This is a genomic window from Candidatus Woesearchaeota archaeon, assembly GCA_026394965.1.
In the GTDB taxonomy this organism is placed as follows: domain Archaea; phylum Nanobdellota; class Nanobdellia; order Woesearchaeales; family 0-14-0-80-44-23; genus JAPLZQ01.
Map to the genome: position 1 here is coordinate 1 of JAPLZQ010000070.1, position 15,492 is coordinate 15,492.

General features: G+C 40.6%; 20 protein-coding genes and 1 tRNA gene. 13 read left to right on the forward strand and 8 right to left on the reverse strand.

The window, feature by feature from the left end; translation table 11 throughout:
* The 6 genes from NTV63_02865 to NTV63_02890 all read left to right on the forward strand — a co-directional run.
* Positions 1–2,103 (forward strand): hypothetical protein (locus NTV63_02865; GenBank protein ID MCX6709870.1); only part of this gene is annotated, 2,103 nt, incomplete at its 5' end.
* A 79-nt stretch (positions 2,104–2,182) separates the two neighbouring features.
* A complete protein-coding gene (locus NTV63_02870) occupies positions 2,183–2,905 on the forward strand; it encodes a hypothetical protein (GenBank protein ID MCX6709871.1) in 723 nt (240 codons plus the stop codon).
* A 29-nt stretch (positions 2,906–2,934) separates the two neighbouring features.
* On the forward strand, positions 2,935–4,095 hold the full coding sequence (locus NTV63_02875) for a DUF362 domain-containing protein (protein ID MCX6709872.1): 1,161 nt from the start codon (positions 2,935–2,937) through the stop codon (positions 4,093–4,095).
* 201 nt (positions 4,096–4,296) lie between these two features.
* Positions 4,297–4,644 (forward strand): hypothetical protein, encoded by a 348-nt coding sequence (locus tag NTV63_02880; GenBank protein ID MCX6709873.1) that lies wholly within the window; start codon positions 4,297–4,299, stop codon positions 4,642–4,644.
* 264 nt (positions 4,645–4,908) lie between these two features.
* Entirely contained in the window at positions 4,909–5,427 is a 519-nt protein-coding gene (locus NTV63_02885; protein MCX6709874.1) for a hypothetical protein, read from the forward strand.
* Positions 5,424–5,795, forward strand: a complete 372-nt coding sequence (locus NTV63_02890) for a hypothetical protein (GenBank protein ID MCX6709875.1) — start codon at positions 5,424–5,426, stop codon at positions 5,793–5,795. Before NTV63_02885 ends, NTV63_02890 begins: the two co-directional genes overlap by 4 nt.
* Positions 5,796–5,971: 176 nt before the next feature.
* Here NTV63_02890 and metK read toward each other — a convergent pair whose 3' ends face one another.
* From metK to NTV63_02905, 3 genes are all read right to left on the reverse strand, one after another.
* Positions 5,972–7,123 (reverse strand): methionine adenosyltransferase, encoded by a 1,152-nt coding sequence (gene metK, locus NTV63_02895; protein ID MCX6709876.1) that lies wholly within the window; start codon positions 7,121–7,123, stop codon positions 5,972–5,974.
* A gap of 176 nt (positions 7,124–7,299) precedes the next feature.
* On the reverse strand, positions 7,300–7,659 hold the full coding sequence (locus NTV63_02900) for a hypothetical protein (protein ID MCX6709877.1): 360 nt from the start codon (positions 7,657–7,659) through the stop codon (positions 7,300–7,302).
* A 142-nt stretch (positions 7,660–7,801) separates the two neighbouring features.
* Positions 7,802–8,278, reverse strand: coding sequence for a hypothetical protein (locus NTV63_02905; GenBank protein ID MCX6709878.1), 477 nt, complete (start codon positions 8,276–8,278; stop codon positions 7,802–7,804).
* 153 nt (positions 8,279–8,431) lie between these two features.
* Here NTV63_02905 and NTV63_02910 point away from each other — a divergent pair, with 153 nt between their 5' ends.
* The 5 genes from NTV63_02910 to NTV63_02930 all read left to right on the forward strand — a co-directional run bounded on the left by NTV63_02910 (position 8,432) and on the right by NTV63_02930 (position 11,541).
* Positions 8,432–9,412 carry a hypothetical protein gene (locus tag NTV63_02910; GenBank protein MCX6709879.1) on the forward strand — a complete coding sequence of 327 codons (981 nt, stop codon included), beginning with the start codon at positions 8,432–8,434 and terminating at the stop codon, positions 9,410–9,412.
* A gap of 43 nt (positions 9,413–9,455) precedes the next feature.
* A complete protein-coding gene (locus NTV63_02915) occupies positions 9,456–10,010 on the forward strand; it encodes a CBS domain-containing protein (protein MCX6709880.1) in 555 nt (184 codons plus the stop codon).
* 49 nt (positions 10,011–10,059) lie between these two features.
* Positions 10,060–10,132, forward strand: a tRNA-Gln gene (locus NTV63_02920).
* 147 nt (positions 10,133–10,279) lie between these two features.
* Positions 10,280–10,786: a hypothetical protein gene (locus NTV63_02925; GenBank protein ID MCX6709881.1), complete on the forward strand. Its 507-nt coding sequence runs from the start codon at positions 10,280–10,282 to the stop codon at positions 10,784–10,786.
* Positions 10,787–10,977: 191 nt separating this feature from the next.
* On the forward strand, positions 10,978–11,541 hold the full coding sequence (locus NTV63_02930; GenBank protein ID MCX6709882.1) for a YdeI/OmpD-associated family protein: 564 nt from the start codon (positions 10,978–10,980) through the stop codon (positions 11,539–11,541).
* A gap of 79 nt (positions 11,542–11,620) precedes the next feature.
* On the opposite strand, the gene NTV63_02935 is transcribed toward NTV63_02930, so the two are convergent.
* Positions 11,621–12,274 (reverse strand): hypothetical protein, encoded by a 654-nt coding sequence (locus NTV63_02935; GenBank protein MCX6709883.1) that lies wholly within the window; start codon positions 12,272–12,274, stop codon positions 11,621–11,623.
* Positions 12,271–12,738, reverse strand: a complete 468-nt coding sequence (locus NTV63_02940; GenBank protein MCX6709884.1) for a hypothetical protein — start codon at positions 12,736–12,738, stop codon at positions 12,271–12,273. Before NTV63_02940 ends, NTV63_02935 begins: the two co-directional genes overlap by 4 nt.
* 174 nt (positions 12,739–12,912) lie before the next feature.
* Between NTV63_02940 and NTV63_02945 the strand changes: the two genes are divergently transcribed.
* A complete protein-coding gene (locus NTV63_02945; GenBank protein MCX6709885.1) occupies positions 12,913–13,386 on the forward strand; it encodes a vitamin K epoxide reductase family protein in 474 nt (157 codons plus the stop codon).
* A 5-nt stretch (positions 13,387–13,391) separates the two neighbouring features.
* Here the strand turns inward: NTV63_02945 and NTV63_02950 are convergent, their stop codons facing one another.
* Genes NTV63_02950 through NTV63_02960 form a run of 3 tightly spaced genes read right to left on the reverse strand, consistent with a single transcriptional unit; the run spans position 13,392 to position 14,748 of the window.
* The gene (locus NTV63_02950; protein ID MCX6709886.1) at positions 13,392–13,787 is read right to left on the reverse strand and encodes a hypothetical protein; all 396 of its coding nucleotides are present in this window, start codon (positions 13,785–13,787) and stop codon (positions 13,392–13,394) included.
* Positions 13,784–14,578, reverse strand: a complete 795-nt coding sequence (locus tag NTV63_02955; protein ID MCX6709887.1) for a tRNA-dihydrouridine synthase family protein — start codon at positions 14,576–14,578, stop codon at positions 13,784–13,786. The genes NTV63_02950 and NTV63_02955 overlap by 4 nt, the downstream gene beginning before the upstream one ends.
* A gap of 20 nt (positions 14,579–14,598) precedes the next feature.
* Positions 14,599–14,748, reverse strand: a complete 150-nt coding sequence (locus tag NTV63_02960; GenBank protein ID MCX6709888.1) for a hypothetical protein — start codon at positions 14,746–14,748, stop codon at positions 14,599–14,601.
* Positions 14,749–14,865: 117 nt separating this feature from the next.
* Here NTV63_02960 and gpmA point away from each other — a divergent pair.
* The coding region (gpmA, locus tag NTV63_02965; protein MCX6709889.1) for a 2,3-diphosphoglycerate-dependent phosphoglycerate mutase at positions 14,866–15,492 on the forward strand (627 nt) is incomplete at its 3' end.

Genomic DNA, 15,492 nt, shown 5'->3' on the forward strand with positions numbered 1-15,492 from the left:
TACTACAGCGCAATGGACAGGGACTCTTATTCTAACATAGCCCCTCCCCTGCCGGTAAATGAGGCAGGAGAAAGCAGTTCTGGCAGTTCAGGCGGCTACGGAATAGAAAAGCCCCTCCTCTCAATAAGGGAAATAGGACAGACAGTGACAGAGGGAAGGGCTGGCGGAGGAAATCTCCTGAACACAATGCAGGCGGCAATCTGGAAGGGCGCAGGAAAGATTGAGCTTTCGCTCCAGGGCGAGGGCTCAGAGCCGTTTGTGGGCCCGGAAGCATACGGAAAGGAAATGAGGGAAGACATAAGGCAGCTTGCGAAGATAAACGATGTCAAAATCCACAGCGTCCACTCCCCGACATGGGTTGGAAACCTCTCAGGATATGCAGGAAAGCAGCAGGGCTTCAGCGACGAATACAGGGCAATGCAGCTGGAAGAGGTAAAAAAGGCGATTGATTTCTCAGCAGACACAACAGGAGGCTCGGCAATAGTTGTCCACACAGGAGAATATGAGAGGCCTCTTGTGGAGCAGCCCTGGAACAAGGGCGAGTTCAGGCAGTATGAAGAAGAGGAAAAAAGCGCACTATACCCTCTGATAGACAAAAGGACAGGGCATATTGTGCAGATGATAAGAAAAGACCTTCCGATAATAATTCCCAAATGGAAAACAGCTGAAAATGATTATGTTGACAGCAAAGGAAACAAGGTATTAAAGGACGACTTCACTGACTATGACAACAACAAAGTCAATTTCATGGACAGGGTTCCGGAGTTTGACCCGAAAAGCCCTGAAAAGATAAAGATGGAGCAGAAGTCCTGGAAATACTTTGAGGAAGAGGCAAGAAGGAGAAACGAGGAAATAGCAAAAAAGAAGGGTAAAAGCGTTGGGGAATTACGGGCTGAGGAAAAGGTAACCCCTGAAGAGGCGCTCTACCAGTCAACCCAGGAGGGAGAGCAGAGGTTTGCGCAGGGCTGGGCAATGAACTACCTTGAGGGGCTGGAAGACCAGTTCAAGCTCGTTGAAAAACTGAAGAAGAAAAGGGAGCATTTTGCAGAGCTGGAAAAAAACACCCCTGAAAAGGAAATGTGGAAGATAGAGATGGCTGAAGGCGGCTTAGACAAGTTCGGAATATCGCCCGAATACAAAAAGCCGACAGAAGTGATAGACAAGGCGATAAAGGAAATCCAGGACAGGATACGCTCAAGCCAGGAAATGGCATCAGGGCAGCTTCAGCGCGCGAAGGATGCAGAGCTTGCAAAGGATAACATTGTCTCATCCTGGAAATACGCAAAGGACAAATCATTGAATTCATACGCAGAACTCGGGATATACGCCATGCAGAGGACAGATGAGGGAAGGAAGAGAGGGCTCATAAATGACGATATCTTTATTGCGCCGGAGAACCTTTTCCCGGAGATGGGATACGGAAGCCACCCAGAGGAGCTTATTGAGCTTGTAAAGAACGCAAGAAAAAAGATGGTGGAACACTTAACAAAGCCCCAGATTCACGACCCGAGCGGGGCACTTGATGAAAGCGGAAAGCCGCTCATGATAAACAACCCAAATTACAGGAATATGTCAAGAGAGGATGCTGAAAAAGAGGCGAAGAAGCACATCAAGGCAACCCTTGACACCCAGCACCTCGGAATGTGGTTCAGGTATTTCACACCGAAAGCAGGGGAGACAGAAGAGCAGAGATACAAAAGATTTGACGGCTGGTACCTGGACCAGGTAAAAAAGATGGAAAAGGAAGAGATAATAGGGAATGTCCACATTGTAGACGGATTCGGAAAGGGGCACACCCACCTTCCTGCTGGAGAGGGAATGCTCCCCGTGAAAAGCGCAGTTGAATACCTTAAAAAGAAGGGATACTCAGGAGCATTAAGCTCAGAAGGGTATGGAGAGCCGGGAAGGCAATTAACCCAGACATGGGCGCACTTCGGAAGCCCGATTTACGCGCTTGGAACAAGAGTTGGAGCGCCTGAAGGGGGAAGATGGACTGATATTGAACACTCATACTTCAACAGTATGCAGTCGCCGTATTTCGTGTTCGGCGCATATGCGCCGTCAAATGACTGGACTCTCTGGAGCGGAGTTCCGCTTGAATAATAACAATAAAAAAAGAGCATAATCTCACATTACGATATTTCGCATTAAAATATTATATTCAAAAAAAGAGGTGAATTGATTGGAAGATTCAAAGTTGGAAAAATACCTTCTTCTCTCAATTGAAAAGATTAAGGATTCTGGATTCACCAATGAGGATATAGCATACTCATTCAACAAGCAGATATTCTGCCCGAACGGCAATTATCAAAAGCCCAATAAAGAAATTTCTGAAATAGACAGGTATTTCAAAAAAGTCATTGAGAACCTCAACAAAGAAGGATTCAAGAACAGGAAAATAGCAGAAGCTTTCCACGGATTCCTGCGGGAAAACGGGAAAGAAGTTAAAGCGCCTGAAGAAAAAAGTCCTAAAGCCAAAAAAAGATGGGCATTCCTGCCTTACTTCCTTTCAATAATCATCGGAATAATATTCTCATTTTTGATGATACTTGCAGACAATTTAGGGATAAACATGTTCGGCTTTATTGCAAAAGAGCCCTACATTATGCTGATGGTAATTGGATGCATAAATGCAGTTCTTTCAAACCTGATATTCCTTGGATTCAAGGCAAATTCAAATATCTGGGCAAGGATATTTTTAATAAGTGCTTTTGTCTCAGGAGCAGCATTTGCAATGCAGAAAATCGCAAACTCTTACAGAGATATTTTTATGAGCAGCTTTAACATATCTTCTGCTTTCAATCTTCTGGAGCTGAATGCAACAACAAGCCCAGTCCTCCTGGTTTTCATAATAACATTCTCATATCTTATAGTTAGCCTTCTCTTTGAGATGAGGAAAAGATAAGAAAGAAATAAGGAAAGATGAGGCAGGCAATGGCAAAGGTATCAATAGTAAGGTGCGATTCCTATGAAAAAAGCAGGGTTTATTCCGCAGTAAAGGAATCAATGGAAATAGCGGGATTCAAAATAAGGAAAGGAAGCAGAGTTCTCATAAAGCCAAACATCCTCATGCCCAAAAAGCCGGAACTGGCAATAACAACGCACCCTTCAATTGTGGAAGCTGTATGCAGGATTCTCTCAGAAAGAAAATGCAGGATAATTGTCGGAGAATCAGACGGAATCGGATGCACTGAAAAGGGATTTATTGAATCAGGAATAGGAAAAGCAGCAGAAAAATACGGTGCAAAACTTGTTGCCTTTGAAAAGGATGATAAAAAGTTTGTAAGAAACAGCAGGGGAAAAATCCTGAAGGGAATTTTCTTCCCAAAAAGCGTGCTTGACGCTGAAATAATAATAAATCTTCCAAAACTAAAGACCCACGCACTCACAAAATTCACAGGAGCAGTCAAGAACATATACGGAACAATACCCGGCGCCACAAAATCCCTCTACCACATGAAAGCCCCTGCTGAAAGGGAATTCTGCGAGCTCCTTACCGACATTTACGAAAATGTAAAGCCGGAATTCACAATAATGGACGGAATTACCGGAATGGAAGGGGCTGGACCGAGCACAGGAACCCCGAAAAAGACAGGGCTTATAATTGCAGGAAAAGACGGGGTTGCAGTTGACTATGTAAGCTCAGAGATAATCGGGTTTAACCCCAATGAAATCCTGACTACAAAAATCGCCTTTGAAAGAAAACTCTCAAATGAGAAGGAAATCCGGATTTTTGGAAGGGAAGGGGAGATTATCGGAGAAAATCTCAAAAAGTATTATGTCAATTACGAAAAGATAATTAATGTGAACAAGAATGTGCTCATACTTGCGCAGAGGATTTTCGGAAGATTATCCCCAAAGCCGGTTGTCTTAAGGGAAAAGTGCATTGGATGCATGATTTGCGTAAAGCACTGCCCGGTAAAGGCAATATCCTTTGACAGATTCCCAAAAATCAACAGAGAAAAGTGCATAAGCTGCTTCTGCTGCGTTGAACTCTGCCCTGAAAAGGCAATGCGCCTTAAGACAAGCATAATACTGAGGATGATGCAGAGGGCGTCTGGAATCCTGAATCTTTTCCGCAGGAAAAAGGTTTAAATAAAACAAAAAAAATAAATTTAAATGCAGAACTTTTCTTACAGCCCCGCTTCCTTTCTCAATTCCCCTGCCTTGTCTACTTTCTCCCAGATGAAGTTGGAATGAGTCGAGTTTCTCCTCTTTTATAAAGGAAAAATTTATAAAGTTTGAATGCTCAGTTGAATCTAGTATTAAGTATTCTAAAAAAAGGGGGTGTATTAGATGAGCAAATCTATAGGCGCATGGGCCTTTATTATAGGTCTAATTGTTGCAATACTAATTGCAATAGTGACTGTAGTGAGTGCTGAGACTATTCCAACATGGTCAATATTTTTGTTGGCAGTACTAGGTTTGATAGTGGGTTTTTTAAATGTGACTGGAAGAGAAGTAACGCGATTTTTAGTGGCTTCAATAGCATTTTTAGTTACATTTCAGTCTTTAGCATCAATTGTTGCTAATTTACCTTTGGGTTCGATGATTAGCACATTTTTTGGTTTGATAACTGTGTTCATTGGCCCAGCAGCAGCAATAGTTGCAGTAAAGGCATTATTTGCAGTTACTAAAGACTAGGACTAATTCTTTCTTTTTTCTTTTTTTTATAAAATTAAAAATTGCTTTGCCTTCTTGAGCATTTTCTTAGAATCCTGCCTCCTTTCTCAGGATTGTGGCTTTGTCCGTAAGCTCCCATGTTTTGACGGGTTATACCGCTTTATCCTCTATAAACGTGATAGTTGCAGCTTCCGCAAATATTTGCCAGGGGTAAATACCACATAAGCAGTTTTCCTACTCCGGATAGAAAAATTTATATTCTTTTAGTGATGATGTGTTTAGAATATGAAAAAAGAACAATGTTATGAAAACTATCCCTGCTGGATTGTATTTGTCTCAAATTTTGTTTCAATAGCAATTTATTTAATTGGAGCATTCATAATTTATCAGATAGGCCTTATTTGGCTAATTTTATACTTAATCTTTATCGGAATCTTGGAATTTCGATTAATAAAGGGACATTGCGTCAATTGTTATTACTACGGAAAAACTTGTGCATTTGGTAAAGGTAAAATAAGCAGCATATTCTTCAAAAAGGGAGATGTGAACAAATTTTGTAAAAAACAGATGACATGGAAAGATATTGTTCCGGATTTTATGGTTTCATTGATTCCCATGATTATCGGCACAATTCTTTTAATAATAAATTTTGATTGGATTTTGCTGGCATTAGTGCTCATATTATTTATTTTGACTTTTATTGGTAATGGAATAATAAGAAGCCAATTAGCTTGTAAATATTGTAAACAAAGAAAACTTGGCTGTCCAGCACAACAGCTATTTAACAAGAAGGTGAAAAAATGAATAAATATGTTAAACTTTTATTGCTTGGTTTGATAGCTTGGGGAGTTCCGTTTATCTCAAGCTTTTTTGTTTGGGATGTTAAAGTGAATGCGCCTTTAGTAAGCGCTGCATGGTTCTACGCATTGATGGGTGTTACTGGAGCGATAGGATTTGCGATTGCTGCGTACTATCAATTCAGGAATGTCCGCAAAGATGCTGTTAAGGAAGGATGGACTGCAGGAATAACATGGTACGTTGAATTGATGCTGCTGGACTTGATATTCCTTGTTGGACTCTTTGGCATGACACTGGCGGATTATTATCATCTGATACTGACATACTTAACTCCACTGATACTCAGTGTAGCAATTGGATATATTAAGAAATAAGTTTTTTAATCTTTTATTATTTTTTATTTTTTGATTGTGTCACTTCCACATTAATCTCTTTTAGAATTTGTAGCCACTTTTGTATCCACAAACATCATTGACAAAAAGAAAAGCCACCGTCAAAATAATAAAAAAAACTTAATAAAAAATTTAATGGTTCACGTCTTGATAAATGCCTACAATCCAGCCTCCTTTCGGAGTATCTCGGCTTTATCAACACGCTCCCAGGTGAATTCCGGAAGCTCCCTTCCAAAGTGCCCGTAGCAGGCTGTCTTTGAGTAAATCGGCCTCTTGAGATCTAGTATTTTTATCATCTCAGCTGGCTTGAATGAGAAGTGCTTTTTTATAATGGCAAGAATCTGCTCCTCAGGAATCCTGTTTGTGCCAAAGCACTCAATGTTTACTGCAGTTGGCTCTGAAATCCCGATTGCATAGGCAACGCTTATCTGGAACTTGTCTGAAATCCCTGCTGCGACAATGTTCTTTGCAATATACCTCATCATGTATGACGCAGAGCGGTCCACCTTTGAGGGGTCTTTCCCTGAAAATGCGCCGCCTCCGTGGGGAACAATCCCGCCGTAGGCATCTGCAACAATCTTCCTTCCTGTCATTCCGGTGTCTGCCTGAGGGCCTCCAAGCACAAACTTTCCTGTCCCGTTGATTATGTATCTTGTATTCCTGTCAAGGAGCTTTCCGCAGACAGGCCTTATTACCGCCTTTATTATGTCAGAGCGGAGCTTGTTCAATGAAACATTAGGAGAATGCTGGGCTGCAATAACCACATTGTCAATCCTCACAGGAACCCCATTCTCATATTCAACGCTTATCTGGGCTTTCCCGTCTGGCCTGAGATAAGACAGTATTTTCTTCCTTCTCACCTCTGCAAGCCTCATGCATAGCTTGTGCGCAAGTGAAATTGGCATTGGCATAAGCTCAGGAGTGTCTGTGCAGGCATATCCTATCATTGAGCCCTGATCCCCTGCGCCCTGCTCGTGCCCTGAACTCTCATCAACGCCCTGCGCAATGTCCTGGCTCTGCGGCTGGATTGCGACAAGAACGCCTGTTGTCTTTGAGTCAAGCCCTGAATCCTCGCTGTTGTAGCCAATCTTGCTGATTGCTGCCCTGACAATGTTTGGAATCTCAACATAGGCAGTTGTGGTTATCTCCCCCCCGACAAGCACAACTCCTCTTGTTGCGTATGTCTCGCAGGCAACCCTTGCATTGGGATCGCTCTTCAAAATCTCATCAACAATGCTGTCTGAAATAATGTCGCACACCTTGTCTGGGTGCCCTTCTGTCACGCTTTCCGCAGTGAGAATCTTTCTCATAAAAAATCCCTCCATTTATTGCATTATTTATATTACAATCTTTTATCTATACAATCCGGCTAAGAATACATGAAGAATAAAGAAACAACACCTCTAATCTATCTGTATCCATCTCCCAGATACAGGCAGTCGGGCGTATAAAAACATTTTTGAAACAAATATTCTGATTGGAATAATCACCATTTCTTATTCCTGCCGAGTATTTCATCAAGGTTTAAGCCGGATGTGCTTTTGCTGCTGCCAATTGAATAAACCGGCTCGCTGGTTTTTTCGGAATAATGGAAAACTGGCGACTCAGATTTTTTTAATGCATTAACCATACTAAGTGTTCGCTTGACTTCGTAACTGACTGAACTAGCATACTGCACACGGCCCTTCCAATCCATCGGGTCAGTTATTCTATCAACAAGGCTCTGAACAGGATAGGGCGGCAGTCTAACACCGTTCTCATGAAGAATCCTAATATCACCAGGAGATGCATAACCCCAAGGTAAGTCAGTTCTATCCAGGTAATCAGTCCAAAGATCCTTTTTCATTTTTATCGCTCCCTTGCGTTTTTCCGGAAAACCCGGTCTTATTTCCGTTCTTTCCGGAGATATTCTATATAAGGTGAGAAATTTATATATACTTTATCCTTATATTTTATATATTGCTATATAATTATATAATTCTGCGGGATTAGTTCCTCACTGAAATGTCCATTAGGGGAAGCAGCTGAACATCTGACATGAATTCCTCGCGCTTTAGCTCGTCAACTATGTAGTAAACCTGCCTTTCCCGGAGGTTGAACTTAACCTCAAGGGAGTCAAGGAACTCCTCAACCTCTTTTATGTTGTGGAAGACGCCCTCAACCATAAAGTCATAGCCGTTGTTTATCTTGTAGAGGGAATTCACAAAAAGATTCTTCATGAGAAAAACCCTTGCCTCATCCTTGTTTTCCCTTTCAAAACGGAGGAACATGTTCACCTTTGTGCTGTAGCCGAATGTGTCAAAGTCAATGAGCGCAGTGTATTTCTTCACAAGCCCGCCCCGGTATGACTTGAGCTTTTCATATATTGTTGAAACCGGGATGCTTGTTTTCCTGCTCATCTTTGTGAGAGACATCCTTGAGTTCTGCCTCAGCTGGCATATTATAGAAGTCTCGTTCTTTTTCATGGCATTCATTCCTCCACTCTTAAAACAATGCACACGCAAATATTTTCTCAAATGATTCTGAAGCCCTAAAATAATACATATCAGAAAAATATATATACTTTATTGACTTACTTATATTAAAGTATGTAAAGTATATACTTTGAGGCAGAAGGAATGGAATACAGACGGATTGTAAAATCAGGAAACACATCATATGTGATATCTGTGCCCCAGAAATGGGTCAGGGAGCAGGAGATAAAGAAGGGCGACCTTCTCTCAATTGAGGAAAGCCGCGAGCACAATCTCATAATATCGCCACGAGAGATTAAGGGAAAGGTGGAATTAAGGGAAGCGAGGATAAATGCCGAAGAGACAAGCCCTGAGATGCTTGTGAGAAGCCTTGTTTCAGCATACATAAACGGATATTCATCTGTTGAGATAAGGGGAAAGAACCTCAATCAACTGAGTAAAGAGATAAGGGCGACAATGGAGCAGCTCATCGCATTTGAGATAATGGAATACACGCCCGAAAGGATTTACATAAAGGACTACCTGAAAATCGACGAGATTTCAATAGATTCATTAATCAGGAAGATGGACTCAGGGATAAAATCAATGATTGCAGAATGCAGTTCTGCGCTCTCCTCATTTATACCGGATAAAAATCCGAACAGGATGAAAGCGTGCTTTGAGAGCCTTGAAAACATGGACAGGAACATAAACCGCCTTTCTTTTTTAGCATCAAAAATCATAAGGAAATCCCTGTATGAACCAGCAACTGCAAGAATGCTTGGCTTGCTGCCATTAAATCTCCTGATTATCAACAAGGTTATGGAAAGCCTTGAAAACATCGGCGACAATATCAAGAACCTTGCAAGGAATTTTGAGCAGGATACCCCAAGGGAAGAGGCTAAGTTCATAGCAGAAGCGCTGAAAAATGCAATGGAAAACTACAATGAGTGCATGAAGAGCTATTTCTCATCTGACAAAATGCTTTCCAACAGGGTTTCTGATGAAAAGCACATGCTGAGAAAGAAAAACGAGGAATTCGTGAGGAAGAAGAGGCATTCGGGCACAATAAGAGCAATTGAAAGGATACAGGCATTGGAAAGCTTCATCGGAGTTATCTCAAGGACTGTCATTGATGTTGTCTGATATTCCGAAAAGAATTTAAACCATAATTGAATATTCCTGATTTATGGAACCAGAACTGTCTCAGATAAAAAGTTTAAGGATGAAAGTGGGGATAACCCAGTCAGAGCTTGCAAAGGCATCAGGAGTTTCCCAGTCCCTCATTGCAAAGATTGAAAGCGGAAGGATAGACCCTTCTTTCAGCAAGGCAAAGAAGATTCTTGACACCCTGAAATCAATGGGGAATGAGAAGGGAGTAAAGGCAAAGGATGTGATGAGCAGAAAGATAATCTTTGTTTCCCCAGGAACTCCATTGAAGGGCGCAATTGAGAAGATGAGAGCCTATGGAATTTCCCAGCTTCCTGTCATTGACGGGAAAAGGTGCATCGGGATGGTTACTGAGACAGGAATCCTTGAAGCAATGCAGTCAGACAGGAAGGAAATAAAGAATGCGCGGGACGTGCTTCAGGAATGCGCCCCCATTGTCTCAAAAGACACTCCTATATCGGATTTGTCAGGGCTTCTCTCCCATTCAGGGCTGATTCTTGTTTCTGAAAGGGGCGAATTCCTGGGCGTAATCACGAAGACAGACATAATAAGGGGGATATACCTCGAGCGGTAGGAAAAAATCAGATAGATTTTTATATAACTTTTATAAAACCAGCAATAACAGCCCCGTAGTGTAGTGGCCAATCATACAAGACTCTGGATCTTGTGACCGCGGTTCGAATCCGCGCGGGGCTATTCTTTGTTTTTTTAAGAGAAGTAGGTATCATTGAATTTTATTGTTTTCAGATAATATATTGACTTAATCCTAATTAGATTAAAACCGAAAAATTTATATATGAAAGTTACTACTCTATAGTTATTAAGATTTGGGGGTAAATACAAATGGCAGATAAAAAAATAAATATAAAGGACATTAACAAAGCAGATGTCTTGGCAGTTCTTTATAATGCGTCAAAACCTCAAGGAATGGGATTCATGCAATATGATCCTAAACCAATGAAGAGGGAAGAAGCCCAAAAAATGATAGATGCAGGTTATACATATTTTGATTATCTTAAGGGAAGAGTAATGAAAATTGACATATCCGGTGATGAGTTAAATCCGGGGCTTTACGACAGAGATAATGGTCAAGGTGCTGCGGAAAAAGCAATTTCGGTTCTATATAAAACAAAGCAAACTAATCCTCAAGAAGTAATAGATATGCATGTATCTGGAACACAAAAATCAGCAAGCGAATTAGAAGGTCATCTTCATGATAAGTCTGAATATGAAGGCAACGGAGTTTTTTGTTTAGGTTATGATGATGTTGCATACGCATTAGAGCCAAAAGTTAAAGCCGCTGTTAAAAAAATTGAAGCAATTAAGAATCTTGATGATTTAAAAAAATAAAAGTTTATTTATTTTTTATTTCTTTTTTTACATTTCGTGTCCTGCAAAATTAATATTGATTGTCTCAAGTATTTCCTAAAGACTTGTTCGAATCCGCGGGGAGCTATTCTTTATTTTCTTAATGGCAATTTTAGTTGAATGAAATATCATTTAGAATGTTTTATAAGTTTCGAGTCGTTATTTAAAAAAATATGAAGCCAGGAAAAACATTATATTTGACCAACAGAAACGATTGGCGCTCATGGATTGCTAAAAATCATAATAAAGAAAAAGAAATTTGGCTAATCTACTATAGAAAATCATCCGGCAAAACAAGGATACCATACAACGATGCTGTTGAAGAAGCACTCTGCTATGGGTGGATAGACAGCAATCTCAAAGGTATTGATGAAGAAAAATTTGCCCAAAGATTTACTCCGAGAAAACCGAAAAGTAAGCTTTCAGAAATGAATAAGGAACGTGTTCGCCGCCTTATAGAACAAGGTAAAATGACTTCCGCTGGTCTTGCTTCCATAGCACACATATTTAATGCAAACCAAAAAAATAAAAAAATAACAATTGCTCCCGATATTTTGAAAACTCTTAAACAAGACAGAAAAGTTTGGAAAAACTTCCAGAAATTTCCTAATTCATACAAATGTATTCGTATCGGTTGGATAGAAACCGCCAGAATTCGTCCGAAAATTTTTAATCAGAGATTTAAATATTTTCTCAAGATGACAGAAAAGAATAAAAAATATGGGATGGTGCAGTAATAAAATGACCGCGGTTATTTATGGGATTCTCTAAATATTGGTTCCAGATTTATAATTTTATTAGGTAAAGAAGATTGCATTATTTCTTCCTGCTTCTCGCTGCTTCTTCTGCAGCGTATATTTTATTGAAGTGCTCTTCTTTGATGAAGGTTACCTTTCTCAGCCGCTCCATTTTCTCTTCCAAATCAATAAGAATCCATGGAATTTGCTTTCTTTTTCTTATGGCTTCATCTACAATAAAAGACCAGTCAATATTCTGCTCTGCCTTTGCAATTGCCTCCATATCCTCGTAATCCTTTTCCCGGTTAGTTACGGATTTCAGGAGCACAAGGTATTCTTTCGGCGCTGTGAACACTATCAATTCCCTTTTTCCGATGTAATCATGCCTTTGCACAAATTTTTCAAATTCGATTTCAAAGCCGAAGATATCTTTCACGAAAAGGTCAAATCGTTCCTCGCCCCTGGAGTAAAGCAACGGCTTATTTCTGTTTTTCAGCCTCTTTTCATTATATATTGATTTTAATGATTTTTGCGAATATCCCAATTTCTCAATTGCACTTATAAATGCCGCCCTGTCTTTGCTGTTTCTGAACACCAGGTCTATGTCTTTTGTTGCTGTTTTATATCCGTGGAACATCATTGCAGTGCCGCCGATTGCAATGCATTCTGCGTCTTTTTCCAGATAATCTGCTATTAACCGGAATAGTTCTTCCTGATCCTGCGTGTTTATCACTTCAGATACCTCTCAGGCATCCGCCTGCATCTGATTGTCTCCCTTGCTTTTTTGTAAAGCGTTATCATCTGCTTTTCAAGCTTATTTTTTTTTGCCAGGAAAAATAATCTCTTCCAGCTGGCTACCTGGTTGAACAAATGCGCTGTCGCTTCCAATGTCCTTGCATCGCCTATGTTTATCCCATCGATTATGGCCTGCTCGGGAGTATACCTTCCAGTTGTGTAATGCTCAAATCTTGGCTGGAGTTTTTCCGGGCTGTACTTATTTATCATATCATAAAAGCCGTTTGTTTTCTTTTTTGGCAGTTTATGTATGGTGTATATCCTCTTCTGCTTTCCTCCGCCAGTTACTTCTGCCAATCCCTGCCTTTTCAGTTTGGAAAGCAGATTAATTGCTGATTGTCTGCCTAAATTGTTCTCGCTGGCAAACACCTCGGCAGTGTATTTTCCCTCCCTGAGTTCCATATATGTTATCTATATTAACTAATATATAAATATTTCTATTATTTTGTTATGCAAAGCTAAATGCGGCTCCGCGTTTAATCTGCGGCAGTTGAGAGAAGCGTTAATTAAAATTTCCCTAATTATTTTTTAAATTTTTTCATTAGATTTATAAACTTCCCTTCTCTAAACTTCTCCATGGCAAAAACTGACAATATCCCAAAATGGCTTTTCATATTCGCAATAGCAGGCGTGCTTTTCTCAGGATACCTGAGCGCGAGAAAATTAATAATGCAGGTGTGCGCATTCAATGAGGGCTGCTCATCCTTTTTAGGGCTTCCAACCTGCATCTACGGCTTTGCAATGTTCTCTGCAATCCTCATTCTATCTGCAATACTGCTTTTTGGAAAGAAGAAAAAGTTAAGGATTGCTGCAGGAATATCCGGAGTTGCAATTCTCGGAATAATCTTTTCAGGAGCATTCTCTGTTAAGGAGATTTTCTTTGCAGGATGCCCTCTTGGAAAATGCCAGTATGCGCTTTTGCTTCCAACATGCTCATACGGGCTTCTGATGTATATAGCAGTGCTTATCACATCTATTCTGGAGATAAGAAAGATAAAATCAGGAAAATCCGGCAGGGAAAGGCAAGGCAAAATAAGGCGGAAGAAATAAAGCATCTAAATAAGGAATCTCCCTGCTTTGTCCCTTTTGACTTTTACCGCCTTAAACGCATTCTTCAGTATTGACTTGTAGAAGTGGCAGAATGCAGGTTGAATAAATCCTATTCTGGACTTTACCTTTTTCATATTTATTTTCAGGAGAAGGAATTCAACATCTGGCTTTTCATAAAACATCCCTGAAAACTCATTCCTTTTGTTAAGAACCTCATCTTTCTTAACTGTTCTTGTGAAAAGCAGGTCAGCAACCTTTTTCAGCTCCTTCAGGTCAGATGTTGCGTGCATGAATTTTGAATTCTCAAAGCCGGAGCAGTTGTAGTTTCCAAGCCGGTTTATGGATTTCTCATAGATGTATCTCGGAACTATATGGTATGCAATTCCCGGAAGCTTTTTCATTTCATCCTCTTAAAAACATTTTTTCTGTATCTGAAGGGCTCGTTGTATTTTTCTGCAAGGAAGAGGTATTCTTCCCTGATTTTTGCTGCTGGAACAGTAGGTATTCCTTTCAATTCATTGAAGATTTGGGGGTTCTCAATTGCTGCCCTTCCAATCATTGCGCCTGAAACCCCTGAATCTTTCAGAAGCGAGATTTGCTCATTGCTCCTGATGTCGCCGTTTGCAACAATGGTTTTCCCTGTTTTAACGCACTCCTGATAAACTGAGAAATCAGCAGGAACATCATAGCCCTCGCTTCCAGCCCTTGCGTGCACAATGAAAAAATCAGGCTCGCACCTGGAAAGCACATCAAGATAGAGTTTTTTTTCCTTGTCATGCCTTGTCCTTCCGAGGCGCATCTTGACTGAGACAGGATAATTAAAGTCCCTTATGGTTTTAATCAGGGCAGTGATATTATCCGGCTTTTTCAGGAGAAAAGAGCCGTATCCAAGAGAGGTAACCTGGGGATTGGGGCATCCTGCATTTATGTTGAAGCCGGAAAATCCCTTATGAGGGCTGAAGGATTCAAGGAATTTCCTAAGCTGGATGCAGTCCTTCCCGAGAAGCTGGATTGCAACAGGAGTGGAATCCTTAAAATCAATCCTGGAAAGTGAATCCTCATCTTTTTTTGACAGGGATTCAATCCTTATCATCTCAGTAAATGTTATGTCCGCACCGTGCCTGTGGCATAACGCCCGAAAAGCATCCCCTGTGAAATCCTGCAGTGGAGCAAGCATATAGGAGAATTTCATCTGTCCCTCGCCAATCCCTTTTATTCCTCTTCGGAAAACTTCTTTATTGCATCAAAGTTTTCAACAATGAGCTTTGCCTTTGTCTTTCCGAAGCTGAACGGAAACTTGTCATCCGGAGTCTTTTTTATCACGATGAGCTTGTTTCCCTTGTATTCGCCGTATTCTATCATTTTATCACCATTTTTGAAAAACTTGCATTAAATATTAAAACTTTACCAAAAACATATATAAATAGCAAAGTTGGACATAATATAATTACAGATAATTGCAATAAAAAGGGCTGATTCATGATAAAACTGGTGCTGGTAAGGCACGGGGAAAGCATCTGGAACAGGGAAAACAGGTTCACCGGCTGGGTGGATGTTGGATTATCAGAGAAGGGAATTCTTGAAGCCAGAAAAGCGGGAAAAGCATTAAAAAAAGATGGCTTCACATTTGACATTGCATTCTCCTCTGTCCTGAAAAGGGCAACAGACACCCTGAAAATAATTCTTTCTGAAATGAAACTCTCAATTCCTGTTGAGAATTCCTGGCGCCTCAATGAGAGGCACTACGGCGCCCTCCAGGGATTAAACAAAAGAGAGATGGCAAAAAAATACGGGGAGAAGCAGGTTTACGCCTGGAGAAGGGGCTATGATGAACGCCCTCCTGCCTTAGACATAAAAAGCGACATGAATCCAAGAAAAGACCCGCTTTATTTTGACTTGAAGAAATCTGAACTTCCCCTTACAGAAAGCCTGAAAGACACAGTTTTCAGATTTGAGCCATACTGGAAAAATGAGATGGCTCCAAAATTAAGAAAAGGCAGCAAAATTCTCGTTGTCGCCCACGGAAACAGCATAAGGGCGCTTGTGAAGATTCTGGACAGGATTCCGGACAGAAAAATCTCCGGGATAAACATCCCGACAGGAATC

Coding starts and splice junctions, on each gene's coding strand:
- NTV63_02875 (MCX6709872.1), top strand. CDS start 2,935: ATGGCAAAGGTATCAATAGTAAGGTGCGATTCCTATGAAAAAAGCAGG.
- NTV63_02880 (MCX6709873.1), top strand. CDS start 4,297: ATGAGCAAATCTATAGGCGCATGGGCCTTTATTATAGGTCTAATTGTT.
- NTV63_02885 (MCX6709874.1), top strand. CDS start 4,909: ATGAAAAAAGAACAATGTTATGAAAACTATCCCTGCTGGATTGTATTT.
- NTV63_02890 (MCX6709875.1), top strand. CDS start 5,424: ATGAATAAATATGTTAAACTTTTATTGCTTGGTTTGATAGCTTGGGGA.
- metK (MCX6709876.1), bottom strand. CDS start 7,123: ATGAGAAAGATTCTCACTGCGGAAAGCGTGACAGAAGGGCACCCAGAC.
- NTV63_02900 (MCX6709877.1), bottom strand. CDS start 7,659: ATGAAAAAGGATCTTTGGACTGATTACCTGGATAGAACTGACTTACCT.
- NTV63_02905 (MCX6709878.1), bottom strand. CDS start 8,278: ATGAAAAAGAACGAGACTTCTATAATATGCCAGCTGAGGCAGAACTCA.
- NTV63_02910 (MCX6709879.1), top strand. CDS start 8,432: ATGGAATACAGACGGATTGTAAAATCAGGAAACACATCATATGTGATA.
- NTV63_02915 (MCX6709880.1), top strand. CDS start 9,456: ATGGAACCAGAACTGTCTCAGATAAAAAGTTTAAGGATGAAAGTGGGG.
- NTV63_02925 (MCX6709881.1), top strand. CDS start 10,280: ATGGCAGATAAAAAAATAAATATAAAGGACATTAACAAAGCAGATGTC.
- NTV63_02930 (MCX6709882.1), top strand. CDS start 10,978: ATGAAGCCAGGAAAAACATTATATTTGACCAACAGAAACGATTGGCGC.
- NTV63_02940 (MCX6709884.1), bottom strand. CDS start 12,738: ATGGAACTCAGGGAGGGAAAATACACTGCCGAGGTGTTTGCCAGCGAG.
- NTV63_02945 (MCX6709885.1), top strand. CDS start 12,913: ATGGCAAAAACTGACAATATCCCAAAATGGCTTTTCATATTCGCAATA.
- NTV63_02950 (MCX6709886.1), bottom strand. CDS start 13,787: ATGAAAAAGCTTCCGGGAATTGCATACCATATAGTTCCGAGATACATC.
- NTV63_02955 (MCX6709887.1), bottom strand. CDS start 14,578: ATGAAATTCTCCTATATGCTTGCTCCACTGCAGGATTTCACAGGGGAT.
- NTV63_02960 (MCX6709888.1), bottom strand. CDS start 14,748: ATGATAGAATACGGCGAATACAAGGGAAACAAGCTCATCGTGATAAAA.